Source organism: Devosia sp. Z11_6 (assembly GCF_058133665.1).
The window spans coordinates 365,599-391,696 of the sequence record NZ_JBYUNQ010000003.1 but is presented as its reverse complement, the minus strand read 5'-3'; the positions used below and the strand labels follow the sequence as shown (position 1 = coordinate 391,696).

Annotated in this window: 29 protein-coding genes and 2 tRNA genes; 17 read left to right on the top strand and 14 right to left on the bottom strand. The window is 61.5% G+C overall.

Going from position 1 to position 26,098, the window contains the following annotated elements; genetic code table 11:
* The first annotated feature begins 36 nt into the window (after positions 1-36).
* Positions 37-1,239: a DUF2336 domain-containing protein gene (locus AC3YMN_RS11350; RefSeq protein WP_489890060.1), complete on the top strand. Its 1,203-nt coding sequence runs from the start codon at positions 37-39 to the stop codon at positions 1,237-1,239.
* Positions 1,240-1,243: 4 nt separating this feature from the next.
* On the opposite strand, the gene AC3YMN_RS11345 is transcribed toward AC3YMN_RS11350, so the two are convergent.
* Positions 1,244-2,020 carry an NAD kinase gene (locus AC3YMN_RS11345; RefSeq protein WP_489890059.1) on the bottom strand — a complete coding sequence of 259 codons (777 nt, stop codon included), beginning with the start codon at positions 2,018-2,020 and terminating at the stop codon, positions 1,244-1,246.
* 138 nt (positions 2,021-2,158) lie between these two features.
* On the opposite strand from AC3YMN_RS11345, the gene AC3YMN_RS11340 reads away from it, so the two are divergent.
* Both AC3YMN_RS11340 and AC3YMN_RS11335 read left to right on the top strand, forming a co-directional pair.
* A tRNA-Thr gene (locus AC3YMN_RS11340) sits at positions 2,159-2,234 on the top strand.
* A 192-nt stretch (positions 2,235-2,426) separates the two neighbouring features.
* Positions 2,427-2,831 carry a hypothetical protein gene (locus tag AC3YMN_RS11335; protein ID WP_489890058.1) on the top strand — a complete coding sequence of 135 codons (405 nt, stop codon included), beginning with the start codon at positions 2,427-2,429 and terminating at the stop codon, positions 2,829-2,831.
* 86 nt (positions 2,832-2,917) lie between these two features.
* Here AC3YMN_RS11335 and AC3YMN_RS11330 read toward each other — a convergent pair whose 3' ends face one another.
* Positions 2,918-3,298: a DUF983 domain-containing protein gene (locus AC3YMN_RS11330; RefSeq protein ID WP_489890057.1), complete on the bottom strand. Its 381-nt coding sequence runs from the start codon at positions 3,296-3,298 to the stop codon at positions 2,918-2,920.
* Positions 3,299-3,537: 239 nt separating this feature from the next.
* On the opposite strand from AC3YMN_RS11330, the gene AC3YMN_RS11325 reads away from it, so the two are divergent.
* Together AC3YMN_RS11325 and AC3YMN_RS11320 are read left to right on the top strand one after the other, a co-directional pair.
* Positions 3,538-4,512: a DMT family transporter gene (locus tag AC3YMN_RS11325; protein ID WP_489890056.1), complete on the top strand. Its 975-nt coding sequence runs from the start codon at positions 3,538-3,540 to the stop codon at positions 4,510-4,512.
* Positions 4,513-4,608: 96 nt separating this feature from the next.
* Complete coding sequence (locus tag AC3YMN_RS11320) at positions 4,609-4,950, top strand: hypothetical protein (RefSeq protein ID WP_489890055.1); 342 nt, start codon at positions 4,609-4,611, stop codon at positions 4,948-4,950.
* A gap of 62 nt (positions 4,951-5,012) precedes the next feature.
* Here the strand turns inward: AC3YMN_RS11320 and AC3YMN_RS11315 are convergent, their stop codons facing one another.
* On the bottom strand, positions 5,013-6,314 hold the full coding sequence (locus tag AC3YMN_RS11315; RefSeq protein WP_489890054.1) for a PQQ-dependent sugar dehydrogenase: 1,302 nt from the start codon (positions 6,312-6,314) through the stop codon (positions 5,013-5,015).
* 200 nt (positions 6,315-6,514) lie between these two features.
* Here AC3YMN_RS11315 and AC3YMN_RS11310 point away from each other — a divergent pair, with 200 nt between their 5' ends.
* Entirely contained in the window at positions 6,515-7,069 is a 555-nt protein-coding gene (locus tag AC3YMN_RS11310; RefSeq protein WP_172123108.1) for a DUF4142 domain-containing protein, read from the top strand.
* 106 nt (positions 7,070-7,175) lie between these two features.
* Here the strand turns inward: AC3YMN_RS11310 and AC3YMN_RS11305 are convergent, their stop codons facing one another.
* Positions 7,176-7,529 carry a pseudoazurin gene (locus AC3YMN_RS11305; protein ID WP_127752837.1) on the bottom strand — a complete coding sequence of 118 codons (354 nt, stop codon included), beginning with the start codon at positions 7,527-7,529 and terminating at the stop codon, positions 7,176-7,178.
* A gap of 373 nt (positions 7,530-7,902) precedes the next feature.
* Here AC3YMN_RS11305 and AC3YMN_RS11300 point away from each other — a divergent pair, with 373 nt between their 5' ends.
* The 6 genes from AC3YMN_RS11300 to AC3YMN_RS11275 all read left to right on the top strand — a co-directional run bounded on the left by AC3YMN_RS11300 (position 7,903) and on the right by AC3YMN_RS11275 (position 14,050).
* Entirely contained in the window at positions 7,903-8,877 is a 975-nt protein-coding gene (locus AC3YMN_RS11300; protein WP_489890053.1) for an ABC transporter ATP-binding protein, read from the top strand.
* 73 nt (positions 8,878-8,950) lie between these two features.
* Positions 8,951-9,763 (top strand): ABC transporter permease, encoded by an 813-nt coding sequence (locus AC3YMN_RS11295; protein WP_489890052.1) that lies wholly within the window; start codon positions 8,951-8,953, stop codon positions 9,761-9,763.
* Positions 9,760-10,584, top strand: a complete 825-nt coding sequence (locus AC3YMN_RS11290) for a substrate-binding periplasmic protein (RefSeq protein ID WP_489890051.1) — start codon at positions 9,760-9,762, stop codon at positions 10,582-10,584. The genes AC3YMN_RS11295 and AC3YMN_RS11290 overlap by 4 nt, the downstream gene beginning before the upstream one ends.
* A 161-nt stretch (positions 10,585-10,745) precedes the next feature.
* Complete coding sequence (locus tag AC3YMN_RS11285) at positions 10,746-11,360, top strand: c-type cytochrome (RefSeq protein ID WP_489890050.1); 615 nt, start codon at positions 10,746-10,748, stop codon at positions 11,358-11,360.
* 48 nt (positions 11,361-11,408) lie between these two features.
* Positions 11,409-13,166, top strand: a complete 1,758-nt coding sequence (locus AC3YMN_RS11280; protein ID WP_172123111.1) for a pyrroloquinoline quinone-dependent dehydrogenase — start codon at positions 11,409-11,411, stop codon at positions 13,164-13,166.
* A 59-nt stretch (positions 13,167-13,225) separates the two neighbouring features.
* Positions 13,226-14,050 carry a substrate-binding periplasmic protein gene (locus tag AC3YMN_RS11275; protein ID WP_489890049.1) on the top strand — a complete coding sequence of 275 codons (825 nt, stop codon included), beginning with the start codon at positions 13,226-13,228 and terminating at the stop codon, positions 14,048-14,050.
* Between the two features lie 44 nt (positions 14,051-14,094).
* Here AC3YMN_RS11275 and AC3YMN_RS11270 read toward each other — a convergent pair whose 3' ends face one another.
* From AC3YMN_RS11270 to AC3YMN_RS11260, 3 genes are all read right to left on the bottom strand, one after another.
* Positions 14,095-14,688 (bottom strand): zinc metalloprotease, encoded by a 594-nt coding sequence (locus tag AC3YMN_RS11270; RefSeq protein WP_489890048.1) that lies wholly within the window; start codon positions 14,686-14,688, stop codon positions 14,095-14,097.
* A 108-nt stretch (positions 14,689-14,796) separates the two neighbouring features.
* Positions 14,797-15,954 (bottom strand): alpha/beta fold hydrolase, encoded by a 1,158-nt coding sequence (locus tag AC3YMN_RS11265; RefSeq protein WP_489890047.1) that lies wholly within the window; start codon positions 15,952-15,954, stop codon positions 14,797-14,799.
* Between the two features lie 383 nt (positions 15,955-16,337).
* On the bottom strand, positions 16,338-16,685 hold the full coding sequence (locus tag AC3YMN_RS11260) for a hypothetical protein (protein ID WP_127752845.1): 348 nt from the start codon (positions 16,683-16,685) through the stop codon (positions 16,338-16,340).
* Positions 16,686-16,915: 230 nt separating this feature from the next.
* On the opposite strand from AC3YMN_RS11260, the gene AC3YMN_RS11255 reads away from it, so the two are divergent.
* Positions 16,916-17,128, top strand: a complete 213-nt coding sequence (locus AC3YMN_RS11255) for a hypothetical protein (protein WP_127752846.1) — start codon at positions 16,916-16,918, stop codon at positions 17,126-17,128.
* A gap of 46 nt (positions 17,129-17,174) precedes the next feature.
* Here AC3YMN_RS11255 and AC3YMN_RS11250 read toward each other — a convergent pair whose 3' ends face one another.
* The gene (locus tag AC3YMN_RS11250) at positions 17,175-17,537 is read right to left on the bottom strand and encodes a response regulator (RefSeq protein ID WP_127752847.1); all 363 of its coding nucleotides are present in this window, start codon (positions 17,535-17,537) and stop codon (positions 17,175-17,177) included.
* Between the two features lie 195 nt (positions 17,538-17,732).
* Here AC3YMN_RS11250 and AC3YMN_RS11245 point away from each other — a divergent pair, with 195 nt between their 5' ends.
* Positions 17,733-18,086, top strand: a complete 354-nt coding sequence (locus AC3YMN_RS11245; RefSeq protein WP_489890046.1) for a DUF1428 domain-containing protein — start codon at positions 17,733-17,735, stop codon at positions 18,084-18,086.
* A 26-nt stretch (positions 18,087-18,112) separates the two neighbouring features.
* Here AC3YMN_RS11245 and AC3YMN_RS11240 read toward each other — a convergent pair whose 3' ends face one another.
* Positions 18,113-19,540, bottom strand: a complete 1,428-nt coding sequence (locus AC3YMN_RS11240; protein WP_489890045.1) for a mannose-1-phosphate guanylyltransferase/mannose-6-phosphate isomerase — start codon at positions 19,538-19,540, stop codon at positions 18,113-18,115.
* A 180-nt stretch (positions 19,541-19,720) separates the two neighbouring features.
* On the opposite strand from AC3YMN_RS11240, the gene AC3YMN_RS11235 reads away from it, so the two are divergent.
* Positions 19,721-20,848 carry an S-(hydroxymethyl)glutathione dehydrogenase/class III alcohol dehydrogenase gene (locus AC3YMN_RS11235; RefSeq protein WP_489890044.1) on the top strand — a complete coding sequence of 376 codons (1,128 nt, stop codon included), beginning with the start codon at positions 19,721-19,723 and terminating at the stop codon, positions 20,846-20,848.
* A gap of 64 nt (positions 20,849-20,912) precedes the next feature.
* Entirely contained in the window at positions 20,913-21,377 is a 465-nt protein-coding gene (locus tag AC3YMN_RS11230; RefSeq protein WP_489890197.1) for a YaiI/YqxD family protein, read from the top strand.
* A gap of 6 nt (positions 21,378-21,383) precedes the next feature.
* Here the strand turns inward: AC3YMN_RS11230 and AC3YMN_RS11225 are convergent, their stop codons facing one another.
* Together AC3YMN_RS11225 and rlmB are read right to left on the bottom strand one after the other, a co-directional pair.
* On the bottom strand, positions 21,384-21,773 hold the full coding sequence (locus AC3YMN_RS11225) for a hypothetical protein (protein WP_127752852.1): 390 nt from the start codon (positions 21,771-21,773) through the stop codon (positions 21,384-21,386).
* A complete protein-coding gene (rlmB, locus tag AC3YMN_RS11220) occupies positions 21,770-22,525 on the bottom strand; it encodes a 23S rRNA (guanosine(2251)-2'-O)-methyltransferase RlmB (RefSeq protein WP_489890043.1) in 756 nt (251 codons plus the stop codon). Before rlmB ends, AC3YMN_RS11225 begins: the two co-directional genes overlap by 4 nt.
* Positions 22,526-22,707: 182 nt before the next feature.
* Between rlmB and AC3YMN_RS11215 the strand changes: the two genes are divergently transcribed.
* Positions 22,708-22,792, top strand: a tRNA-Tyr gene (locus AC3YMN_RS11215).
* A gap of 172 nt (positions 22,793-22,964) precedes the next feature.
* Here the strand turns inward: AC3YMN_RS11215 and AC3YMN_RS11210 are convergent.
* From AC3YMN_RS11210 to AC3YMN_RS11200, 3 genes are read right to left on the bottom strand one after another with little or no spacing between them, the layout of a single operon-like run.
* Positions 22,965-24,059 carry an ABC transporter ATP-binding protein gene (locus AC3YMN_RS11210; RefSeq protein ID WP_489890042.1) on the bottom strand — a complete coding sequence of 365 codons (1,095 nt, stop codon included), beginning with the start codon at positions 24,057-24,059 and terminating at the stop codon, positions 22,965-22,967.
* 7 nt (positions 24,060-24,066) lie between these two features.
* Positions 24,067-25,155: a carbohydrate ABC transporter permease gene (locus AC3YMN_RS11205; protein ID WP_172123117.1), complete on the bottom strand. Its 1,089-nt coding sequence runs from the start codon at positions 25,153-25,155 to the stop codon at positions 24,067-24,069.
* Positions 25,148-26,071 carry a carbohydrate ABC transporter permease gene (locus AC3YMN_RS11200; protein ID WP_489890196.1) on the bottom strand — a complete coding sequence of 308 codons (924 nt, stop codon included), beginning with the start codon at positions 26,069-26,071 and terminating at the stop codon, positions 25,148-25,150. The genes AC3YMN_RS11205 and AC3YMN_RS11200 overlap by 8 nt, the downstream gene beginning before the upstream one ends.
* Between the last annotated feature and the right edge of the window lie 27 nt (positions 26,072-26,098).

Genomic DNA, 26,098 nt, shown 5'->3' with positions numbered 1-26,098 from the left:
ACTTAGAACTTTCTGCGCGTGTGTGCGGAGTGAGTCATGGTTGGCTATCAGGAGTTCGTGTCGCTGTGTCAGTCCCCCGATAGCGAGGATCGAGGTCGCGCCGCGCATTTGTCGGCGATCGCTTATCTCAACCACCATGGTCCCGCCGATGAACAGGCCGCGCTTTATGCCGCCTTGATTGGTTTTCTGGATGATCCCTCGGTCAAGGTACGCGCAGCGCTAGCCTATGGACTGCTTCACTCGTCCGACGCGCCCCGTCCGATCATCCTGGCACTGCTGCACGACAGCGCCGTGATCGCACGCGCCGTGCTCCAATATTCTCCCGTACTGATCGATGCCGACCTGTTCGGCCTGGTACAATCCGCCGAGCCCGGCCTGCTGCTGGCGATCAGCGAGCGCGACCGCATCAGCCCGCGCCTTGCGGCGGCGCTGGTGTCCTGTGGCGACCGGCCCATTACGCTGCGACTGCTGCGGCGAACCGAAATTGATTTGCCGGCGCCGCTACTGTCGAACCTGGCCGCGACGCATGGGGATGAAGCGGAGTTCCGCGGGGCGCTGCTGGCCCGCGACGGCCTGCCGGCCGATGCGCGCCTGCTGCTGGTGCAAAAAATCAGCGCAGCCTTGCGCAATTGCCGCGTGGTCAAGGGATCGCTTGACACCGAGCGGCTCAACCGCCTGCTGCGCAACAGCGAGGACACTGCGGTGTCCTCGATCGGGGAACGTGAAGCCGTTGCCGGGCCATCCAACTATGTTTCGGCTCTGGTGGAGACCTCGCGGATTAATGCCCGCGTTTTGCTGCATGCCATGGTCACCGGTCACGTGATGTTTTTCGCCGCGTGCCTCGCCGAACTCAGTGACGTACCGCATGCCAAGGTGCTCGCCATTCTTGAGCGCGGCAGCCGGCCTGCGCTGCATGCGCTGTTGTCGCGATGTGGGCTGGGGCAGGGGGTGGGCAACCTCCTCGCCCGTCTTGTGCTGCATGCCCGCGCTACCGATCTTGTCGATGATGCTGCCGCTCGCCATTATGTGGTTACGGCGCTCACCGAAGAGTTGATCGCCGAGCATGCCGGTGTCATCCCAGCCGAGCTCGAAGAAGCTTTTGCATACCTCAGCGAGCAGAACATCGCCTTGGCACGCCAGGCCGCCCGCGGGGTCATGGCCGCCTTTGCCGAGGAAGCCAGCCTTGATCGCGCGCTGCCTGCCCCGGTGGTCGAGCCAATGGCTTTGCCTGCAGCCTGAACCGCTAGAAGCGGAACTGCTCGCTCAGCACCCGCTCTTCAAGGCTGGTGCCGGGGTCGAACAACAGCGTCACCCCATGCGAGCGATCTTCGTGCACGGTGACTTCGAGCACGTTCTGAAACTCGACATTGTCAGCAACCGCGCTGACGGGGCGCTTGGCCGCTTCCCGAGTGACGAATTTCACCACCGCCCTGTTGGACAGGATAGCACCACGCCAGCGGCGCGGCCGGAACGGCGAGATCGGCGTCAAAGCCAGCAGTGGGGCCTCGATCGGCAGGATCGGGCCGTGGGCGGAGAGATTGTAAGCTGTTGAACCGGCGGGCGTTGACAGCAGCGCCCCATCGCAGATCAGCTCCTCGAGCCGGGTCTCGCCGTCCACGATGATCTGGATCTTGGCGGCCTGGTAGGACGAGCGGAACAGCGACACCTCGTTGAGCGCCAGGGCTGTTTGCGTGTTGCCCGCCACATCGAGCACCTGCATGGACAGCGGATAGATCCGGGTCTGCTGCACGGCCGCCAGGCGCTCGTCGAGCCCGTCTTCGGAAAAGACGTTCATCATGAACCCGACCGAGCCGAAATTCATGCCGTAAACCGGGACGTCGCGGCGCATCACCTGATGCAGGGTTTGCAGCATCAAGCCATCGCCACCCAGCGCCACGACATAGTCGGTCTGGTCTATCGGGTAATCGCCGTAGCGCTGCCGCAGCCGCTGCGCAGCGGCCTCCGCGTCGGGAGTGCCATTGGTGACAAAGCAAATTCGAGGCGGGGCTGACGCGGCCAAAGCTGCACTCCAAAGGAAACGCGCCTGCCTAACATGCGAAGAAGGCCCGTGCCAGCAGTCTCGCGGGACCGCCGCTCCTGTGGGTCGCTGCAATAGCCCATTGCCCGCAGGCGCCCGCAATGCTAGAGGGCCCTCGGCGCCGGTATAGCTCAGTTGGTAGAGCACCTGATTTGTAATCAGGGGGTCGCGGGTTCGAACCCTGCTGCCGGCACCAGTCTGTCCCCCTGATTTTCTAGTAATATCGGCGGCGCACGGGATTTTTCCGTGCGGTTCTTGTTGCATTCATGTTGCGCTGCTCTCCCCAGCATTTCCGGGCGTTTCTCGACACCCTCGGCGAATCCGTGCGACATGCCATGTAACATGAGGGGACAGCATGGAGTGGCTAGACTGGAAGGCGATAGGGTCCTTGGCGGGCTGGTTTTCAGCGGCGGTCCTGATCTTTGACCGGCTCAATAGCGACAGGCCGGCTGTGAGATTTGACAGTGAGCCGTTCTTGGGTGGTCAGCGCTTCTTAAAGCTACGTGTCACCGCGCCCTCAGAGAGCGGGGTTAGCTTGCTGAACGTGAAGACCATCGGGGGCGGCTTCACCGTGTGGAAAACAGACGGCCTTAGAGACGCATTGAACGCCGAGTTTTCCGACGTGATCGACGCGGGCGATTACCGGTCGTATCCAGCTATTCCTTCTGGCGCTCGGCGTTTTGCGTTAGTGGGGATCCGCTGGCGATCCTTACGCCGGCCGGCGAGGCTGCAGTTCCCTATCTTCGTGCTGGTGTCGCCGCGCTCCATAGCCCGCATCACGGATAGCGAATAGCCGGTCCATTACAGCACTTCAGCGATCTTCCGCCGCAGCCACTCCTCGGGCGAGATGCCTTCCCTATGGCATTGGAGACTACCCCCTCACCGATCCTGTTCGTCGCTCCAGCCATTTGCCCAGAGTAGGCCGATGATTGCTCCCTTGCTCGATGGCAGGATGGCGAGCGGGATGATGATGGCGAGCGGTACGAGCACATAGATGTAGACAAGTGGGCTGCCAGCGCCGCTGAGCTCCATCTCCAGCATCACAAAGCCGATGATATGGCCCACCACCGTGATGACGAGGAGGGGCAGGATCAGGCCCACCCGGTAGTTGGCGAGCGGCTCGCCGCACACGGCGCATTGATCAACCTGCTCAAGATAATGGTGGAAGAGCCAGCCCTCGCCGCATCGAGGGCAGCGGCACTTGATGCCGTTCCATATTGCCGGCCAGGTCTTCCTGGTTTCGCCGCTTGAGGAAGGCATGGGAGGCCTCCGTTTCGGACCGAGCGAGCTTGCCGCCCCGCTACTCGCTGCCGGGTTTTCCGACACGAGCTTACATCCGGCCGCCCCGAGTAATCACGTCAAATGTCATGCCTGGGGGCCGGGCGCTGTTTTGGCCGTTTGCTGTCGATAGTGTCTCGCTATGCTTGCTAATCCTGATTAGCATTAGGAAACCCCAGAGACGGCATGCCGTTGGTCTGTCGCTCAACGCTTGGTTCCCCATGTCCCCCGGTGTCATTCTTGCTCTTCTGGCCTATGGCCTGTTCTCCTGTTCCGATGCCTCGATCAAGAGCCTGGGCGGGGAGCTCAGCGTGTTCGAGATCGGCTTTTTCACCTCGTTGTTTGCCGTAGGACCGGCGCTTCTGAGCAAAGCCCGCAAGGAGCGCTGGCGCGACGTCTTGCAGTTCAACAATCCCTTGCTGCTCAATATTCGCGGCCTTTCCGGCGTGCTTGGTTCTGGCTGCGTGATTTATGCCTTCACTCATGTGCCGCTCGCAGAAGTATATTCGCTGGCTTTCCTCGCGCCTATTTTCGTGGTGCTGCTGTCAGCTATGCTCCTCGCGGAAGCCATTCCGCGCTATCGCTGGCTCTTGCTGGTGCTTAGTTTTGTCGGCGTGCTGATCGTTGTGCGTCCGGGGTTCCGCGAATTGCAGCTTGGCCACCTGGCGGCGCTGGCCTGTGCGTTTTTTACGGCGACCAATACGATCGTGCTCCGCTCCCTGGCGCCGCGCGAGCATCGGCTGAGCATCTTCGCCACCGTGACGCTCTACGCACTGGTATTGAACGGGATCGGCATGATCATCTGGGGCAGCAGCCTGCCAACCTTGCCCCAGCTTGCGGTGCTGGCCCTGATCGGCACCATGGGCGGCCTCGGACACCTGACCTTTATTGGGGCCACCAGGCTGGCGCCAGCCAACCAGGTGGCGCCAGCCCAATATACCCAGATGCTGTGGGCCCTCGGGCTGGGGGCGCTGTTCTACGGCGAGTACCTGGATGGCATTGGCATAGTTGGGCTCGTCATCATGATCGGCGCGGGGGCCTTGAACCTGCTTTCGCCCGAGGCCTATGGCCGACACCTCAGCCTGAAGAGACATGGCGGCGCCGCTCAGCAGCCAAGCGAGGACAAGGTGCTTGACGACATTGCGATTTCGCAGTGCGCGATTGCCGGGTCCGGTCCGCAGCAGGCGAAGTCGTAACTACCGCAGTCTTGATCGCCGCCTGTGCTGAGTGACCGCAACCAAAGCTGCCTGCTGCCGCTTTAAGCAAACTGCACGCGCAATGGAGAAAACGCGATGATCACCAGAACAGCTTTGTCCCTCACTCTCGCTGCCGTAATGGTACTGCCAGGCGCGGCCTTTGCCCAGGAAGAGCACCGGATCGCCGGCAAGGCCGTTCCCGCCGATCAGGTGGCCGGGGTCCAGGCAAAGTGCGATGAGATGCGCAAGGGCGAAACCACTTCCCCCGTGGCCGAAGCCGCAGCCGATGAGCCCAACAAAGAAGCTGGCGGCGAAGCGGCCGCTGACGCCGCCGTGGAACTCTCAAGCGAGCTTTGGACTGCAGACGGCACCATCGATTTGGAAAAGCTCTCGATCGAGCAGTGCAGCGAAGGCAATTTCGGCCTCGCGCCCAACTAAGCCCCGCATCGAAAACACAAAAAGAACTGGAGTTCCGCGCCTGCGGAACTCCAGTTTTACGTTCAGGCGCCGGTGATGCGCCAGATCATGTCACCCACATCGTCCGCCATCAGCACCGACTTGTCGGCAGCAATGGCCACGCCCACCGGCCGGCCAAAGGAGAACTTCTCGTCGGCCGACAGGAAGCCGGTGAGAATGTCGCGCGGCAGCCCGATAGGCTTGCCATTCTCGAACGCAACGAAACAGAGCTTGTAGCCGCTGAGCGTGCTGCGGTTCCACGAGCCATGCTGGCCGATGGCCATGCCCGCGGGGAAGCCGGGCAGGGTACCTTCCGGCAACCAACAAAGGCCGAGCGACGCCGTATGCCCGCCCAGCGCATAATCGGGTGCGAGGGCCGTCGCGACCTTGGTCGCGTCCTGGGGCACCCGGTCATCTACGGTTTGACCCCAATAGCTGTAGGGCCAGCCATAAAAGCCGCCATCGCGCACTGAGGTCAGGTAATCGGGCGGGGTCTCATCGCCCAAGCCGTCGCGCTCGTTGACCACGGTCCAGAGCGAACCATTGCTCGGCTGCCAAGCCAGACCCACCGGATTGCGCAGACCACCGGCAAAGATGCGCGATTGGCCGGTCGCGAGGTCCAGTTCGTGGATGCAGGCGCGATCGATTTCGGCTTCCATGCCCGCGTCACCGATATTGCTGAGCGAGCCCACGGCCACATAAAGCTTGGAGCCATCGGCGCTGGCGATGAGGTTGCGCGTCCAGTGCCCGCCCGGCTTGGTGCTCATGAGCTTGCGGGGTGCCGCGGTGATCTGGGTGGCGCCCGCTTCGTAGGGATAGGCCAGCACCGCGTCGCTCGCACCGACATAAAGCGTGTCGCCGATCAGCACCATGCCATAGGGCTGGCGCACATTGTCGATGAACACATGCCGGATTTCGGCCACCCCATCCTCGTCCGCATCGCGCAAGAGGGTAATGCGATTGGGGCTCCTGCCCGAAGCCTTGGCGCGCTTCATCGTGCTCGACATCGCATGGTCGAACAGCGACTTCGGCTCCCCCGATTCGCCCATGGATTCCGCCACCAGCACATCGCCATTGGGCAGCACATGCATGTTGCGCGGGTGGTCGAGCTTGGCCGCAAAGGCATTGACCTTGAGCCCGGCTGCGGCTGTCGGGGTGTGCCCCGGTTCCCAGCCTTTCGCCGTCGGCATCTTGAGGGTCGGGATGCTGCCCTGTGGCTTTGGCGCCGGAATGGTGGGGGCAGTGCCGTAAACCGGCGGGCGGGGGCCGTCGCCCGAGTGGCGGACGGCAACGGCAACCGCGCCTACGGCGGCAACGACACGGGCGAAAACGGCACTGGTGTTCATTGAAGGATCTCAACTGGCGGAACAGGTTAGCTCAAGCTAACGCCATTGCGACGGGTCGAACACCCCTGCAGGGAGCGATCTTGCACGCTTTTAGTGTTGGCTGGTCGCCGAGTTGCTTCCTCTGGCTCTCCCTAACCGCGCACATCGGAACAAACGGAATCTCCAGTCGTTCCTGAAGGACACTCACAGAGGAGACGACGATGCGAATTCTAGCCCTAGCTGCCCTTGTTCTGATGTCCGGCACGGCTTTTGCCCAGGACGCCGCTCCTGCCGCCGGTGGCGCGGCCCCAGCCGCAAACCCATCCGCCAGCACAACGGCGCGCACGCCGGTGGAAACGCCCCAGTTCATCGAACAGGCTGGCTTTTCCGGCACCTTTGAAATCGAGTCCAGCAAGCTGGCGCTGGAAAAAGCCGAGCGCGACGACGTCAAGGAATTCGCCCAGCACATGATCGATGAGCACACCGCCAATTCCGAAGCCCTGACGGATGCGGTAGCCGCGACCGGCATCGAGATTGCGGTGCCAACCGTGCTTGATCCGGTGCATCAGCAGATGATGGACACGCTTGAAGCCTCGACCGATTTCGACATGGACTATCTCAAGATGCAGTATCAGGCCCATCAGGACGCGATCTCGCTGTTCTCGTCCTATGCAGAGGCTGGCGAAGCCGGCCCGATCAAGGAATATGCTGCAGCAAGCCTACCCGCCTTGAACATGCATCTGGACATGCTGCCCGAGGACGCAAAGCCCGAATAGGTCCTTTCCGCCCCCTGCAAAAAAGCCTGCCGCTCCCGAAAGAGCGGCAGGCTTTTATTATCAGATAGTGGCAAACCGACCCGGAAGGGCCGCGTAGCCAAACAGATTATTCGGCCAGCTCAGCATACATGGCGTCGAAACGCGACTGTGCCTTGGGCGGAACCTTGACGCTCTTGGCTTCTTCCAGATTGGTCGGCTCGCCGACAACAACCAGGGCCACCATGCCCATGCCGAAGTGCGGAGCGCACTTGACGCCGTAAACACCTTCAGTGTCGAAGGTCACGGTGATTTCTTCGTTGAGCTTGCCCTTAAACGGGGTAGCGCCTTCGGGCAGCATGCCGGCAATGGTTTCGGCGTTGTGGCCCTTGTCGGTGGGCACGAAGGTGACAGTGTCGCCAACGGCAATTTCGGTCAGCGCTGGCTCGAACACCATCGTGCCGTCCTCGCCCTTGTTGAGCATCTGGACCTGATGGTCAGCAGCGAAAGCGGGGAGTGCGAAAGCGGATACCGCTACGGCCGCAAGACCGAGAGTTTTGAGAATACGAATTTTAGCCTCCTGAAGGAACTACTACTACAACCGGAAGTACGCCGTGGTGTTCCCGCATGTCAGTCACTTATCGAAAGTGAATGCCACCGGCGTCTGAGGTTCAGATAGGAAATGAAATGTGGTTTGCCAACCGGACCGCACCTGTGAACAGCTTGTTCAGCGCTTGCTCTCGCCCCCTCTATGACGCAAAAGCAGGCATGATCCGATTTCACAGAAATCCTAGCGCTACCACAGGTTTGGGCGGGGCGGTTCGCGTAGATTTGCCCACCTCGGGAGGGGCCCGGAAGTGACTGTACCCTCTGTTTTCGTTGACAATTTGTCGCATAGCTATGCGGGGAAACTGGCCCTCGATAAGGTCTCCCTCACCATCGCGCGCGGTTCCAGCTTTGCCCTCTTGGGTCCAAACGGGGCCGGCAAGACCACGCTGATCAGCATATTGTGTACGCTGCAGAAGGCCGACAGCGGCACCGCCGAGGTGGATGGCATTGATGTCAGGCGCAGTCCAACGGCAGCGCGCAAGCGCATCGGGGTCGTGTTTCAGGACTCCAGCCTCGATGATCGCCTGAGTGCCTACGAGAACCTGAACTTCCACGGTCTGGTTTACGGCATGGCCGCGCGGGACCGGCGGCAGCGCATCGGCGAGATGCTGGCCCTGGTTGAGCTGGAGGATTGGCGCGATGCCATCGTGCGCAGCTTTTCGGGCGGCATGCGCCGACGCCTCGAGATCGCCCGGGCGCTGCTACACAATCCCGCCATCCTGTTTCTCGATGAGCCCACGGTTGGCCTTGATGCCCAGACGCGCGAGCGCATCTGGCAATATCTCGATGAACTGCGCCGTGATCGGGAACTGACGGTACTCACCACGACCCACTATATCGAGGAGGTGGAGACCGCAGATCAGGTGTGCATCATCAACAATGGCGTCATCGTGAACCAGGGCAGTCCCGCCGAACTCAAGCTTGCCCATGGCCGGAGCTGGATCCATGTCGTTCCTCGCGACGACACTGTGCGGACGGCGATCCTTGCCCATTTTCCCGAGACGCGGGATCTGGGCAGTAACCGCTTGGCCGTACCCGTTGCCGGCGATGGCTTTGTCGATCATTTCCTTGCCAGCTTTGGCAGCCAGCTCAGCGAAATGCGCCTCGAACAGCCCAGCCTCGAAAGCGTGTTCCTCGCCCTGACGGGAACCGAGCTGCGCGACCGCGCCGCCGGCCGGCGCGACGCCGAACAGGCAGCAGGCAGAAGGGCAGGGCGGCGATGATCTTCCTTATTTCATGCAGTTGCCCGCATCCAACCCGGCCTAGCGCTGGCACACCCAAGCTTCGAGGCACACCATGACCGCGATCATGCCCCTGCTGCGCGGCGTTTATGGCGTCTGGCTGCGCGAAGTCACCCGCGCCACCCGCGATCGCGGCCAGATGATCGGTGGCGTCAGCCGTCCGCTCATCTGGCTCTTGATCCTGGGCGTCGGGCTCAACCCGTATTTCCGCGGCGAGGTTTATGGGGAGGTGCGCTATGTCATCCCCTATACCTATCTGCAGTTTCTGTTCCCGGCCGTCATCGTGCTCAACATCATGTACACCTCGATCCAGTTCGCGGTGTCGGTGATCTGGGATCGTGAATTCGGCTTCCTCCGCGAAGTGCTGGTTTCGCCCATGCCCAAGCCGCTGGTCCTGCTTGGCAAGGTGCTGGGAGGCAGCACCGTTGCGACCTTGCATGGCGCGGTGGTGCTGATCCTGGCCCGGTTTGCCGATGTCACCATGACGCCAGAACAGGTGGTGACGGCCCTGGCCTTCATGTTCCTGCTGTCCTTCGGGCTGACCTGCTTTGGGGTGATCCTCGCGGCTCGAGTGCGCAGTTTTGAAGGGTTCGGGGTTTTCTCCAATACGCTGATTTTGCCGCTTTATTTCACCTCGTCCTCGGTGTTTCCGCTCGACCCGGCCCTCAGCCGCACCCAGACCACCGCCAGCTACCCGGAATGGCTGGTGTTCCTGGTGCAGATCAACCCGATCACCTATGCGGTCGATACGCTGCGCGGGGTGCTGATCGGCTTCAATCAGTTCACGCCCAGCTATGGCCCCGCGATCGTGGTCGGCATGGCCATCGTGTTCTTTGTGCTGGCCCTCGTGGATTTCGGCCGGTCATGAGCACGGGGCGCCCGCATCGCTGGCTGCGGGCAGCGGCCAACCTCGCGCTGGTCGCGGCGCTGCTGTTTGCCGTGAGCTTCCTGCCGCCCGACACTTCGCTCAAGGAGCGGCAGCAGGCGGGGGTCCTCAAACTCTGCGTCCCCCCGAGCTATCCGCCTCTGGTCACCGGTGATCCCGCGCAGCCTGGGTTCGACATCGAGCTGGCCCAGCATATCGCCGATTCGGTCGGTGTTCGGCTCATCGTCAACGCCCTTCCGTCGATGGGCCGCGACTTCAATCCGCGCAACTGGCAACTTTCCCGCGCCCAGTGTGACATGATCGCGGGTGGCCTGACCGATACACTGCAAACGCGCGGGTTTCTTCAGACCATCCCCACCACGGCCGAAACCGGCTGGGTGGCTATCGCGCCTCGCGGAGAACTGCCATCTGGAAGTGCTGCCGCGGCCGTGCTGCCGGGCTCCAGCGGTCTTGACCGCCTGGCCCTGTCGAGCTGGCTGCGCGCGCAAGGACTGCGGCCCGTATTGGTCAGCGGCCCCGATGAGCTGACCCGCGCGCTAAGCGAGGGGAGGGCGCAGGTGGGATTTGCCGAGCGATTCGCGGCGAGCGCCATCGGGAACCTACCGCCTGACTTCACGCTGTCATGGCTCCCGGCGCAGGATCTGCCGCGCTACCAGATGGCTCTCGGCTTGTGGAAAGGCGACCAGACGCTGATGCGCGCCGTTCGGGCGGCAATGGAGCACCTGCAGGAAAGCGGATCCCTCGATAATCTGCGGGAACGCTACGGGCTAGGCGGGGTTCTTCCTGAACAAGGCTCATTGTAGCTATACGCGAAAGCAATCTGAACTTCGCATCGTTACGCCTCAGTTACCTATTGAAGCCGGCGGGTTTGAGGTTTAGGCGTGCCGGTGCAACGATATGACCACTATCGCTTCGGGCGCGCTCACGGGCGTGCCATCCAACTCACCACCTTTGGGAGGTTATCGTGATCGAAAGATCCAAAGGGCTATTTGTCAGCGCCACATTGCTGTCGCTGACCCTCGGGCTGCTTGGGAGTGGCGCTGCCACTGCCGCCGGCTTTACGGCGGAACAAGCGGAAGCGGGGAAGTCCTCGTACGATTCCAACTGCGCACAATGCCACGGCTTCCAGCTTGAGGGCCCTGATGCCCCCGGCCTGGCCGGACGCGACGTAATGCAGAATTGGTATACCGCTGCCGGTCTTTATGACTTCATCAGCGTCGCCATGCCGCCTTCGGCCCCTGGCCTGCTCGGCGAAGACGTCTATGTCAACATTGTCGCCTATATCATGTCGTTCAACGGCGCTCAGCCCGGTGACACGCCCATGACTGCCGATCCGGAACTACTGGCATCCATCTCGCTGCCGGAAGAAACCGCAGCTGGGGCCGCTGCCACGCCGTCTGCTCCGGCTGAAGCTGCGACTGCCACGCCAGAGACGACCGTGCCGCAGGCCTTCACCTGGGGCAAGCAATTGCCTGGTGGGGCGCCACCAGCGGCAGCAGCTGAGCCTACTGCGGCTGCTGAACCGGCCGTCCCGCAGGCTTTCACCTATGGCAAGCCATTGCCCGGGGCAACCAACTAACTCACTGCATCTAAGCGCGTCCGCGACGCGCACCATTGGAGAGAATCGATGAAAATCGGTGTTTTGAAATCAGTCTTGGTGGCGACGACTGCCATGATGGCATTGTCCGGCGCAGCTTTCGCCCAGGGCGTGCGCGAAGACTACAAGCCCGTCACCGAAGAAATGCTGGAAAACCCTCCAGCTGAAGAATGGCTGATGTGGCGTGGCACCCGCGACAACCAGGGCTACAGCCCGCTCGATCTGGTCAACAAGGACACGGTCAAGGATCTCGAACTCGCCTGGGCCTGGCCCATGGCTGAAGCCGGCATCCAGGAAACCGCTCCCCTGGTGCATGACGGCGTGATGTTCCTGCAGACCAGCAACGCTATCGTCGAGGCGCTCGACGCCAAGACCGGCGACCTGATCTGGCAGTACCGCCATGCCATGCCCGAGATCCCGACCTCGTGGAGCTACCAGGCCAACCAGGCTCGCCGCCAGAAGAACTCGATCGCTCTTTATGAGGACAAGATCGTTCTGACCACGCCCGACGCCAAGATCGTCATGCTCAACGCAGCAGACGGCAAGGTTGTGTGGGAAAAGCAGGTTCTCGATTACAACCTGGGCTATTCCTACACGATTGGGCCGCTGATCGTTAAGGACAAGATCATCTCGGCCATCTCGGGCTGCTCGATCGCCGGCACCGCCGGTGGTTGCTTTATCCTGGCTCACGACGCCAACACTGGCGAAGAGCTGTGGCGCTTCAACACCATCGATGACCCCAACAATCCTGAGCAGCAGGCAAGCTGGGGCGAAGTGCCGCCGGAAAACCGTTGGGGCGGTACGCCCTGGGCAACCGGTGCCTATGACGCTCGCACCAACACCACCTTCTGGGGCATTGGTATGCCCGGCCCCTATGCCGAGCTGATCCGCGGTTCGGGTGACGGCAACGTGCTCTACACCAACTCGACCCTGGCTCTCGACGCCGATACGGGCGAGCTGAAGTGGTACTACCAGCACCTGCCGCGCGATAACTGGGATCTGGACAGCCCGTTTGAGCGTATCCTGGTTGACCAGGAAATCGACGGCGAGATGCATCACCTGCTGATCAGCGTTCCCGGCAAGAACGGCATCGCCTTCGGCCTTGACCGCGACACTGGCAAGTATCTGTGGCACAAGGAAACCGTTGTTCAGAACGTCGTCACCGGCGTTGATCCTGACGGCACCGTGCACATCAACGAGGACCTGATCTCCGAAGCCGTTGGCCAGGAACACCTGGTGTGTACTTCGGTGTCGGGCGGCAAGCTCTGGCAGGCCGGCTCCTACAGCCCGCTGACCCAGACCTTCTTCGTGCCCCTGACCGAGGCTTGCAACACCGTTGCGCCGACCCAGACCGAATTCACCGCCGGCAATGCCGTTGGTGCGGTCAAGTTCGGCCCACGCGTTCTGCCAGAAGGCATCACCGATGCCGGCCTGCTGCAGGCTCTCGACATCAACCCGACCCAGGCCGAATCAAAGTGGCAGGCGCGTGAGCGTCCGTCCATGACCAGCTCGGTTCTGGCAACCGGCGGTGGTCTGGTGTTCGGCGGCGACGCGGCCCGCTTCGTCAAGGCCTGGGATCAGGATACCGGCGAGGTCCTTTGGGAACAGCGCCTGAACGCCCCGATCGGTGGTTACCCAATGACCTACGAGATCGACGGCGAGCAGTATGTCGCCATCCCAACCGGCTACAGCAATTCGGCGAGCTCGATCTCCTCGGCCTTCCCCGAGATCCCGCTGCCGACCGGTTCGGGCAACTCGGTCTTCGTCTACAAGCTGCCGAAGGAATAAGCTTCCGGCGCGATCAATTGAAAGGGGCTTCGGCCCCTTTCTTTATTTTGGAGAACCTCATGCTTCGCACTCTCGCGCTTTCAATGGCGCTGCTGCTGTCTGGCCAGGCCTGGGCCCAAACCAGCAGCGTGCCGGGTGAACTGCTCGACAATTCGCGCCGCCAGAACGGCGACCAGATCAATGTCTGCTTTGACACCAGCAGCGTCATCAGCGCTTTCGACCACGACGTCGCCCAGGCCATTGGGGATGCGCTGTTCCTGCAGGTCAACGTCAAGGAAGGCTTTGGCGGCTTTCCGGTAAACGGCGACGGCTTCATGGACGAGCTGATGCTGGCCATGAACAACACCTGCGACATGTTCATGGGTGTTTCGGTGCAAACCAACTCGCCCTTTCCCGAATGGGCTGCCGTGACCCGTCCCTATGCCACCATTCCGTTCGTGCTTGCGGTGGAGGATGCCAATTGGAATAGCTGGGCCGACATTCCGCATGACCGCAAGATCGGCACCGCGCTGCAAAGCGTGGGCGAGCTGGTGTATATCACCTGGTCGCTGCAGCAGCCCGTAGCCGAGCGCTGGAAGCGTTTGCCTTATGCGGACAATTCACTAATGGCCAAGCGCGTGCTCGATGGCACGCTTGGTGGCATGCTGCTCTGGCAGCCCGCGCTGCGCAAGCTCCAGAGCGAGGTGCCTGAGGCCGCGGCTTTGCGGGTGATTGAACTTGCCCCGGTGCCTGCGACCGCGATCAAGGTCGGCGCCGTGGTCTCGAGCCGGGACGCCTTCTTGCGCACCCAGGTTGACCAGGCCATCGACGCCCTGGTTGCCGACGGCACCATCCAGACCTTGCTGGACAAATATGGCTATACCGGCGAGGCCGGCGATCAATAACTGATCCTGCGCGTGAGCCAATGGCTCACGCGCCAGCTTTTGCCTTAGCCCAGCAGCTGGGCCATCGCAGCAGGCAGCCAGCCCGTCACGAGCAGCACCACAAGACCTGCCAGCACGAACGGCTCCCACCGTCGGATCTTCTTTTCCGCCTGTGGAAAGGCCGCCTGCAGGAACAAGCCCCCAACGAGCCCTGGGAGCGGCAGGATGTTCAGGATGGTTGTAGCCAAGGTAATGCGCTGCAACTCCAGCACCACCCCAAGCACGGCGTAGCCGCCGGTGCGGGGGAGGGCGACCTGCAGTAGCGGGCGTAGCCACCACAGCAGCGGGATCAACAGCAACACCGCGGCGAGCCCCAGGATCGCGACTGCCGCAGCGCGAAGGCGGCTGCTGCCGCTGGTCTCTACGTCCAGCCAGAGAGAGCGGATCCACCCCATCTGAAACAGCGTCCCCATCGCGAGCCCCCAGACCGACAGATGGGCAAAGGGATTGGCGGTCAGCCGACCTTCATGCTTGGGGCGCAGGAAACCGAGCAGCCGCGCAAACAGCGCCAGCAGGCCACCCAGCACCGCCGTATAAATCAGGAAAGCCCCCATGCGGGAGGCGAGCAAACCCACGGTCAGTTCGTTCAGCAGGCCCAACTGACTTTGTCCTCTCGTCGCGTCTAGGTTCGTGCTGCTGAAACACGATGCCGGCGCTCACTTCAAGTGGGAAGTGAGCGCCGGGATTGTTTGCCCAAGCCGAAAAACTTAGCCGAAGCTTGGTGTCGTCTGCGAGCCAGTGCTCCCCGATGCCAGCGCGGCGGCAGCAAAGTTAGCGATGGCCGGATTGTAAACGTCCGATCGCTCGAGAAAGCCCATATGGTTCACGCCTTCGATCTTCCGCAGCGTGGCGGTTGGCGTGTACCCGGCGATGGTTTCGCTCGCGACCGGCTTGGTCACGATGTCGACCTCGCCCGCCAGCACCAGGACTGGCACCTGCAGCTTTGCGGTTGCGCCGGTTGCATCCCAGCGGAACATCGCCAGATTGCCATCGGCAATCGCGGCCTGGGAATTGCGCGTGCTAAGCAGCGTGGTGTGATCAAGCTGGCTGCGCGTCACGTATTTGCCAAAACCCAGACGGTTGGCCATATGCGCGGTGCCGCTGAGATAGCTCTGCCATGCACTCAGTTGGCTGAGGGGCAACAGCCATTTGGTCAGCTTCATCAGGGGCTCCAGCACCGGAAAGCGCAGCGCCTGCATGAAGCGCGGCAAGATCATGGTCTTGAGCGGGTTGGTATAGGTGGTGTTGACCAGAACTACCCCGGCCACTTTGGTGTCGAACACCCCCGCATGGTCACGCGCCAGGGTCTGGATGGTCATGCCACCAATGCTGTGCCCAACCAACACGACGCGAGCTGCACCGGTCCAGGCGATCACCGCGGCCAGATCAGCCGCGAATGCTTCCAGGCTGATCTCGCCACGCGATTTCCCCAGCCCGGGCAGATCCCAGCTGACGACCCGGAACTGCTGGCCCAGATCGCGTTTGGCGTAATTCCAGATCGTGCTGTCCATGCTCCAGCCATGGGTCAGGATGATTGTTTCGCCGCCGGGTGCGCCTGCCTGCTCCACATAAAGCTGGGCGCCGTTTGGCGCCTCGATGGTGGTGCCATTGCCACGGACCGGAGCAGTACGATCCTTGTCGGCGCCCGCCAGCAGCAGAACCACCAGCGGTCGACCCAGAAAGGAAAAGGCGAGGCCAGCCAGCCCAACCCACAGCAGCCAGTCCTCGCGCACCCGCACAATCGTGCCGTCGGTTTGGCGGACGAGATCGCCATCCCACCACGACCACAGCAGATAGCCAGCCGCAATCAGGATGGCGAGGGAGATGAGGTTGGCGAGGAAGCGGAACAGAAATTGAAGCGGCATGGGAACCCTTGCGGTAAAGCCTTGTGCAAGGGGTAATCGCCTCGATGCCTGAATGTTCCGGCCTGTTCTATGCTAGTGCGGCTTCCCCGCCACTCTCAGGCCGGGGTGAGGCTATATGCGGTGGCCATGAAGGCCAGCGAGAGAACAAAAAGGCTGGTCAGGAGTAGCGTGCGACGCATGAGGAGGGTTCCGGCTTGTCCCGGGCTTAGAACCCACAGCTGTCGGGGTCCAACCCCATCGCGTCGTAACCCTAACCGGTATTGTTAGCGTGGACAAACCGGCCGCCTGGGAACTGGCCCATTGCAGCCCAAATCCCGAAATGCAAACGGCGGCCGCTGTCCGAGGACAACGACCGCCGCAATCACACCAACCAGCACCGTCGCCTATTGGTCGCCGCGTTCCAGCTCGAGCACGAAGTGGAGCATGGCTTCACGCAGGTGCAGCAAACGAGCGCGGGCGTGATAGCTCGCCTCGAGCGCGGCCTTGCTTTCGCGCAGCTTCTGCTGCTCGAGTTCGATGGTCTGGTCGAGATTGGTGATCTGGGTGTGCAGCATTTCGAGCTGGGTGCGGTGGCTCATGATGTTGTGGTCGAATTCATCGCGCCCATGCATGTCTACATAACGCGTTGCGCCAAGGTCCTTGGTAGGAGCCCGGTTCTGGCGCAGGAATTCTGGAGATGCATTTGCGTTGAGTGCAGCCGCTGCCGCCTTGTTGTCGAGTTCAGTTGCCATTGTGTATCCTCCGGCTTGAGTGGCCATGTTGGTGTGGTTGTGAATAACCGTGAATTGCTTGTTGCACGGCGAAAAGTGGCGATCCAGCAGTGACTTAACCAGTGGTTAATCTTAACCAAACGCTTGCTGGCTTAAGTCCGCGATACGGACCTGTTAACTCCGGTGTATTTTTGGTGAATAACCCCGGCGCCGCCCTTCCAAGGTTGTGCGACTCTGTTACAGTTTTCTCCATGGCAAACCGATATATCCTCAATTCCGACGCCGATGGTTCGTTCTCGATCGTCGACATGTTCACGGGCTGGAACGCCCGACATGTCGGGCGTGAACTCACCCGTATTCCCGCTCATATGGCGCAATCTGGCCTCGCACTCATGAATGCGCTTGATGCGGCAGAGCGTTTGGAACACAGCAAGCCGGTCGAAGCCAGTCGCAGCCGGACCTAGCGTTAATAGAGCCACCCTGAACAGGGTGGCCTGAGTCTTAACAGCGTCATGCCTCGACTAGTTCGCGCACAGTCGCGACGATTGTCTCGGGGTTATAAGGCTTTACGAAAAATTTCCCGTCCGGCACTTCGCGCGGGCTCACCCGCCGGACGCCCGAGGCCACCACAATCTTGATGTCGGGCCATTCGTCCCGCACTGCCGCGGCCAGCGTCAGGCCGTCCATTCCCCCGTCCAGATCCACATCGGTGAACATGGCGTGCACCGCCACGTGCGAATACAGCAGCGCCAGCGCCGCCGCGGCGCCGGCTGCTTCATGCACCTTGAAACCCTCATTCTCGAACACCGCGACAATGTTCATGCGGATAAGCGGTTCGTCTTCAACGATCAGGACGGAGATCTGCTCGGTCATCGGACACCAGGGGCTGGGAGATACTCCGGCCTGAACGTCATCACCTTTTGAATCGATCCTTCACATTCGGCGCGAAGCTCGACATTTGCGCGGACTCGTTTGGCGCCGATCGAAACCCCAAGATTGCCCAGTCGTGCCTTGGCAAGTGTAGGATCGTGGCGTCTTCAAGCGTCAGCAGCAACAAGGAGGTGCACCATGCCCTATGTTGATGGATATGTACTTGCCGTGCCGAAGAGCTTTCTGGAGCAATACAAGGAAATTGCCCGCCGGGCGGGCGAGGCCTGGATGGCCTACGGCGCCTTGGCCTACAAGGAAGCCGTCGCCGATGACGTGCCCTACGGGGAGCTGACATCCTTCCCGCGTGCCGTGATGGCCACCGAGGACGAAGTCGTGATCTTTTCCTGGGTGCTTTATCAATCGCGCGAACAGCGTGATGCCGTCAACGCCAAGGTCATGAACGACCCCGAGCTCACGGGGCTGATGGAAAAGGCACCCATCGACATGAAGCGCATGATTTTCGGCGGCTTCACCACCTTCGTCGATCTGTAGGCTAGCTGGCCGGGCAGGGGGGTCGCCTAAGCCCGGCCGAACTCATCATCCAAGCGCGTGATGTCGTCTTCACCGAGGTAAGAGCCCGTTTGCACTTCGATCAATTCCAGCAAGATTTTGCCGGGATTAGCCAGTCTATGCGTACACCCCAGCGGGAGATAGACCGACTGATTCTCGGTGAGGGTTTGCACTTCATTGTTGAGCGTCACCTCGGCCGTCCCTCGCACCACAATCCAGTGTTCGGAACGATGATGGTGCCGCTGCAGCGAGAGCTTCCTGCCCGGCTTGACAAACAGGCGCTTGACCTGGAACCGCTCGCCGGTCACCAGCGAAGAATAACCACCCCAAGGTCGATACGAGGTACGGTGTATCTGGGTCAAGGCCGCGGTATGGCTTCGCCCGCGCAACTGCTGGACCATGTCGCCGACCTTCTGCGCTTCGGACAGCCGCCCGACATAGATTGCGTCTTCGCTGGCGATCACCGCCACGTCCTCTAGGCCCTCCACGGCGACATGAGCACGATCGGTGACTACCAGGGAGTGGCTCACATTGGACAAGGTGACCCCGCCGCGGCTGACATTATCCGATCCGTCCTTGTCTGCGACCTTCCACAGCGCAGCCCAACTCCCTAGGTCAGACCAGCCAAAACTTACGGGGACCACTGCGGCGCAGCTGGTCCGTTCAAAAATCGCGATATCTACGGAGACGTTCGGCGCCTCGGTGAAGCCAGTCTCATCCAGCCGAACGAAGTCGGCATCGATCCGGCGCTGCTCCATCGCACGCGTTGCAGATAGGAAAGTCGCCGGTGCTAGTTTTTCGCATTCCCGTAGAAACAGGCTCGCACCTAGCATGAACATGCCCGAGTTCCAGAGGAATTTCCCGCTCGAGAGCATTTCCTCGGCACGAGCGCGATTGGGTTTTTCCACGAACCTTGCAACCCTGTGGCAGCCGGCCCTCAGCGGCTCGCCTGGGGAGACGTATCCGTAGCAGGTCTCCGGTTCGGTAGGTGCGACGCCAAACGTGACAAGGCTCCCGTCACGTGCAGCTTCAGCCGCAAGTTGCACTGCCGCGGCGTAGCCCGCGTCAATCTGTACCTCGTGATCCGACGGGAGTACGTGGACGATGGCGTCTTCCCCAGCCTGGCGTACCGCTTCCAAGCACGCGATTGCGATCGCCAGGGCCGTGTTACGGCTCATCGGCTCTAACAATATTGCTGCAGGAGATTGTTGAACTTCAACCGCCTGTTCGGCAACTATGAAGCGGTAATCGATATTGGTGATGACCAGCGGCTCGCTATAAACGCTCCGGTCGCTGACGCGCAGTAATGCTGCCTGAAACAGGCTGGTTGATCCGACGAGTTCCAAAAATTGTTTGGGCCGCGCCGCGCGTGACATCGGCCAGAGCCGCGTACCCTGTCCGCCAGCCAGTATTACAGGAACGATCAAACCGGCCATACTTAGTCTCCGCCACCCAGACAAGCCCACGGCGCAGCCTGCACAAATACTTAGCAACAAGGTTGCTGCTGAGCGCAAGAACATCTTGACGTTTAGTTAACTCTGCTGGGAGTTCCGCAAACTTGCCGCCTGCCCTTGGCTGTGCCAAACCTTGCCCGCACCACCAAAGGAGTCCCAGCCATGAAAACCCGTGCCGCCGTTGCCTTTCAGGCCGGCAAGCCGCTCGAGATTGTCGAGGTCGATCTTGAAGGTCCTCGCGCGGGCGAAGTTCTCGTGGAGATCAAGGCGACAGGTATCTGTCACACCGACGATTTCACCCTTTCTGGCGCCGATCCGGAAGGGCTGTTTCCCGCCATTCTCGGCCATGAAGGCGCAGGCGTGGTTGTGGATGTCGGCGCCGGCGTCACTTCGGTGAAAAAGGGCGACCACGTCATCCCTCTGTATACGCCCGAATGCCGTAAATGCCCGTCTTGCCTGTCGCGCAAGACCAATCTGTGCACCGCCATCCGCACCACGCAAGGGCAGGGGCTGATGCCCGACGGCACCTCGCGCTTCTCGTTCGAAGGCAAGCCGATCCACCATTATATGGGCTGCTCGACCTTCTCGAACTACACTGTCCTGCCCGAAATCGCTGTCGCCAAGATCGACCCGGCCGCGGCCTTCGACAAGGTCTGCTATGTCGGCTGCGGCGTCACGACGGGCGTGGGCGCGGTGATCAACACCGCCAAGGTCGAGATCGGCGCCACTGCCGTCGTCTTTGGTCTCGGCGGCATCGGCCTCAACGTCATCCAGGGCCTGCGTCTGGCCGGCGCCGACATGATCATCGGCGTTGACATCAACAACGACAAGAAGGCCTGGGGCGAACGCTTCGGCATGACCCACTTCGTCAACCCCACCGAAATCGAAGGCGACGTCGTCCCCTATCTCGTCAACCTGACCAGACGGCGGGGCGACCTGATCGGCGGGGCCGATTACACCTTTGATTGCACCGGCAACACCAAGGTGATGCGCCAGGCCCTCGAAGCCAGCCATCGCGGTTGGGGCAAATCGGTGGTGATCGGCGTCGCGGCAGCCGGTCAGGAAATCTCCACCCGTCCGTTCCAGCTCGTCACCGGCCGCACCTGGATGGGCACCGCCTTTGGTGGCGCGCGCGGCCGCACCGATGTGCCCAAGATCGTTGACTGGTATCTCGATGGCAAGATCGAGATCGATCCCATGATCACCCATACGCTGCGCCTCGAAGACATCAACAAGGGCTTTGAGATGATGCATTCCGGCGAAAGCATCCGCAGCGTTGTAGTTTACTGATGCAGTGCGCCTGATCCGGCTGCGGCCGGGTCAGGCTCCCTTGCTCCAAATACGCATGGATTTTATGGCGGCACCCACCATTTACGTTGATGCCGATGCCTGCCCGGTCAAGGACGAGGCGCTTCGCGTTGCCGAACGGCTGGGGGTGGCGCTGGTCTTTGTTAGCAATGGCGGGGTGCGGCCCTCGCGGGATCCGATGGTGCGGGTGGTCGTGGTACCCGCCGGCGCCGATGCCGCCGATGACTGGATCGTCGAGCAGGCGCAGGCCAACGACATCGTTTTGACCGCCGACATTCCGCTGGCCAGTCGCGCCCTCGAAAAGGGCTGCCATGTGCTCGGCTTTACCGGCAAGCCCTTTACCCAGAACTCCATCGGCATGGCGCTCGCCATGCGCGAGCTCAAGCAGCACCTTCGCGAAACCGGGGAAAGCAAGGGCTACAATGCGAGTTTTGGTCGCGCTGATCGCTCGGCCTTTCTCAGCGCGCTTGATCCACTGGTGCGGCGGGCCTTGGCCGCAGCAAGCGAGTAAGCTGAGCTACTCTTCGTCGTCTTCGACATCGGTGAGGTAAACCGACACTTCGATGTCGATCCCATGCACCGCCACCGCGGCGGCGAGATGGGCGGGCAGACGGGCCGACATGGATTCTCCCGCTTCGGGAAAATCAAAGGCCAGGTCCAGCACCGCCCGGCCCAGCCGCCGATCTTCCAGCATGGCCTCGATGGCGGGGCCCGAGCGTTCCGCCAGCTCGAGTACAGCCCGAACCGGATTGGCCGTATCGAGGTCCACTTGCGCATACCAGTTGTTGTCGGCGTCTTCCGGCTCGTAACGACTGGTCAGCTGCTTGAGCGCCGTATCCAAATCCCGCTGGGTGATGCTGACGCCCGAAAGCCGCAAGGCAATGGCAAATGGCTCGAACTGGCTCATGCAGACCGTCCTGCAGTTGCAGCAAACAGCGCGATCGCTGCCGCGTTGGAAACGTTGAGGGACTTGATGGGACCGGGCATGTCGAGCTTGACCATCTCGTCGCAAAGCTCGCGCGTGCGCTGCCGCAAGCCCTTGCCTTCCGCTCCCATCACGATGGCGAGCGGCTGATCGTCAGTGCGGGGCTTGAGTTGTTGCTCGCTTTCGGAATCAAAGCCGAGCACCAGCATGCCGCGCTTTTTAAGCTTTTCCAGCGCATCGCCGAGATTGCGCACCTCGATCATGGGCACGAGATCAAGCGCACCCGAGGCCGACTTGGCCATCACCCCGGTCTCCCGCGGGGAATGGCGCGCAGTGGTAATCACCGCATCGGCGCCAAAGGCGCAGGCGGTACGCAGAATAGCGCCGACATTATGCGGGTCGGTGATCTGGTCGAGCACCACCACGAGCTTGAGCGGGTCGATATCGTCGAGCCCGAACCGGCTGACCGGATCCACTTCCAGCGCTACGCCCTGGTGCACGGCAGCGGCGCCCAGGAGCCGATCAAGCTCCTTGGGCGTGGTTTCGGTCACCTTGACCTTGCCTGGCTCGCCGCTTTCGCGCAGCCGCAACAAGGCATTGGGCGTGGCCAGCAGCGCCTTCTTGACGCGACCGGGATTATCCAGCGCAGCGCGGACAGTATGAAAGCCATAAAGATAGACCGGGCCGTCATCGGGATTGTAGCGCTGCTTGGGGGGAAATTTGTTGATGCTCATGGCCGAGCGTTAGCCTCTTTGCGTCGCTCCGGCAAGCAGAGGGGCATGGTGGAAGTGCCCCGTTTTCGTTTTCTTGCGGGCAACCGGGTCAGGGGTGTTGACAGGAGCGGGCAGGGCACCCATAAACCGCCCCGACGACGCGCTTCGGTGCATCGTTTCCTGCCCAACGGCGAAGTTGCAGTGGAGGGGTGGGAGAGTGGTTAAATCCATCAGACTGTAAATCTGACCGCTTAGCGTACACTGGTTCGAATCCAGTCCCCTCCACCAACGCCGCCGGGCAACGCGCCCGGTTCCCGGCCCCCTCTCCTTCCTTGATCGTTTCGAACAGGCCGCGACCTTGGTTCGTGTGCAAGGGTTTGGCTGCCGAGCATTGGCTTGCATCCAGTCCGCTGGTGCCCAGCTCGTGAGTGCTTGGCCAAAGCCGGCGAAGTTCTCGTCTTCAACCCGGGCCGATGAGTTCACCCTCGACCCGCAACCCCTGCTCATCGAACAAGTGCCATTGCCCGGTAGCTGGGGTGACATGAAGTGCGTCCCCGCTCCGCAACCCGCTTTGGCCGGCCTCATGCACCAGTAACGCCGTGCCGTTGGGCATGGTGCAGTGCAGGTAGCTGCTGGCGCCATGCTGCTCTGCCACCTTGACCTGAACAGGCCAGCCTGTGTTGGAGGAGACCAGATGTTCGGGGCGGATTCCGAGCGTTGCGCTTGCCCCGGTTTGCAAGGGCACGCGACGCACCGGCAAGGTCAGGTCGGGCAGGCCTTCGCCTGAGAGAGTCAGTCCTGCATCATTGTTGGCCCCCACCACCGTTTCCACAAAATTCATCCGTGGCGAGCCGATGAAGCCGGCCACGAAGCTGTTGCGCGGCCGGTTGTAAAGATCGAGGGGAGCCCCAACCTGCTCGATCTTGCCTTGGCGCAGAACCACGATCTTGTCGGCCATGGTCATGGCCTCGATCTGGTCATGGGTGACATAGATCATCGTATTGCCCAGCCGCTGGTGCAGGCTCGTGATCTCGACCCGCATCAGCACCCGCAGCTCTGCGTCAAGATTGGACAGCGGTTCGTCAAACAGGAAGATTTTCGGGTCCCGCGTGATGGCTCGCCCGATAGCGACACGCTGCCGTTGTCCGCCGGAAAGCTGCTTGGGTCGACGCTCCAGCAATTGCTCGATCTGCAGGAGCGTGGCAGCGCCAAGCACCCGTTGTTCGATCTCCTGCTTGGGCATGCGGATATTCTCGAGGCCGAAACTGAGATTCTCCCGAACCGTCATATGGGGGTATAGGGCGTAGGACTGGAACACCATGGCCACGCCCCGGTCGGCGGCCGGAACGTTGATCACGCTCTGCCCATCGATGCGAATGTCGCCGGAAGTCGCGTCTTCGAGACCGGCAATCAGGCGCAGCAGGGTCGACTTGCCGCAGCCCGACGGGCCGACAAACACTACGAACTCCCCGTCGGCGATTTCCAGATCGACGCTGGGGATCACTTCCACGAGGCCAAAGGATTTGTTGAGGCTTTCAAGCACGAGATTTGCCATGCGGACCTCACTTGATCCCGGTTGAGGCAATGCCACTGGTGATGTAGCGCTGCAGGAAAATGAATGCGAAGGCGAGCGGCAACGCCGTCAGGGTGGTCATCGCCAGCAGCTGTTCGTAGCGGACGACATTCTCGTCCTGATAGGAGGCGAGGGCGAGCTGGAGGGTAAACACTTCGCGCCGATTGAGCACTACCAGTGGCAGCAGGAAGTCGTTCCAGCGCGAAAGAATGGAAAAGATCGCCACCACCGCCAAAGCGGGCGAAGACAGGGGCAGGATGATGCGCCAAAAGATGCGCCACTCGCTGGCATGGTCCATCCGCGCCGCCTCGATCAGCTCATCTGGAATGGTCAGCATATATTGCCGCAGTAGGAACACGCCTGTAGGCGTGGCCACCGTGGGCAGGATGACGCCCCACAGATTGTTGACGAGCCCCAGCTGGGCAACAATCAGATAGGTGGGGACTAGCACCACGGTAGCCGGAATCATCAGCGTTGAAAGGATCGCCACGAGCGCCAACCCGTCACCGCGGAACCGGTACTTGGACAGGGCAAACGCCGCCATCGAGTTCATGATCAAGGTAATCACTGTGGCTGCAACGGTGATGAACAGGCTGTTGAACACGAACCGCCAGATATCGCTGCCCGAACTGGCGAGCAGCTGGACATAGTTCTCGACGGCAAAATGCACCTTGCGCACGGGCATGGCGTTAGCAACAGGTACAACGATGCGGCCGGCCTCAGGATTGGCCGGATCGACCATCTGGGCATTAAGGCCCACTCGCCGGATCTGCGCGAGTTGAACCACCTCGCCGCTTTCAGTCGTGACGTCGAACAGCGGCAAGCTCTGGTCATAGCCTTCCACCATCACCTGTTCGGTTGAATAGGGCAGAAGTGTCGGTGGAAATTCCTGCAGCGCCGCTGGGGTTTTGAACGAGGACAGCACGACCCAAACCACGGGCGCGAACATGATCAGCACGCCAAGGAGCAGATAGCCGTAGGTCAGAAAGTCGGAAAGCGCCAGTTTCCCCCTGCCACGGCGGCCCAGCAGCATGGCCCTCACTCCGCCTTCGGATCGCGTCAAGCTCAGGTCAGCCATTGCTCGATCCTCGCGAGACGCGCAGTTGGACAAGGGTGAAGACGAGCAGCACAATCCCCAGCAGCAGGGACGCGGCAGCGGCCAGTCCGAAGTTGCGCGGCTGGATGGCAAAGCCAATCTCATAGATATATTGCACCATCAGCAGGGTCGCCGAGCCTGGGCCGCCGCCCGTTAGAACGTAAAGCTCATCAAAGGTCTGCACCGAACGGATCACCGCCAGGATGAAGACCACCAGCAGCACTGGCCGCAGCAGCGGCAGGGTGATGCGGGTGAAAACGCGCCAGTGACTGGCGGAGTCCATCTTGGCAGCCTCGTACACGTCGCGGGGGATCGCCTGCAGGCCCGCCAGCAGGATGATGGTGTAAAAGCCCATATGCGCCCATACGGTGACGAACACCGACCAGAAGAATGCCGAGTTGGCGTGGACCAGCCAGTTCACCGGCTCCATGCCGAGATTGGTGAGAATGCCGTTCAGCACGCCGGTGCGCTGGAGGATCCACTGCCAGGTTAGGGCGACCACCACTGGCGACAGCATCACTGGGAAAAAGAACACGCCGCGAAAAAAGCCGCGGCCCCTGATGTCCCCGTTAAGGCAGATAGCCGTCAGCAGCGCGATGCCAATCATGGCTGCAACCTGGGTGGGCACAAACACCAGGCTGTTGCCGAGGGCGCGCCAGAACAGGTCACGCGAACAGGTGGAAGGATCGAAATAATTGCCGCAATCCAGCAGCGTCTCGTAATTATAGGTGCCGATGAACGGGCGTTCGGATGGGTAAAGGCGGTCGCTGCCCGTGAAGGAATAAAAGATGTTCACAAACACGGGCAGCAGGGAGAACAGGATCACCGCAGCCAGGTTGGGCAGCAGGAAGAACCACGGCATTCGTTTGATGCCGATCAGCCTCTGCAGCCCCGCCATGAGCGGCTCGATTGCCCGCGCCGGCAG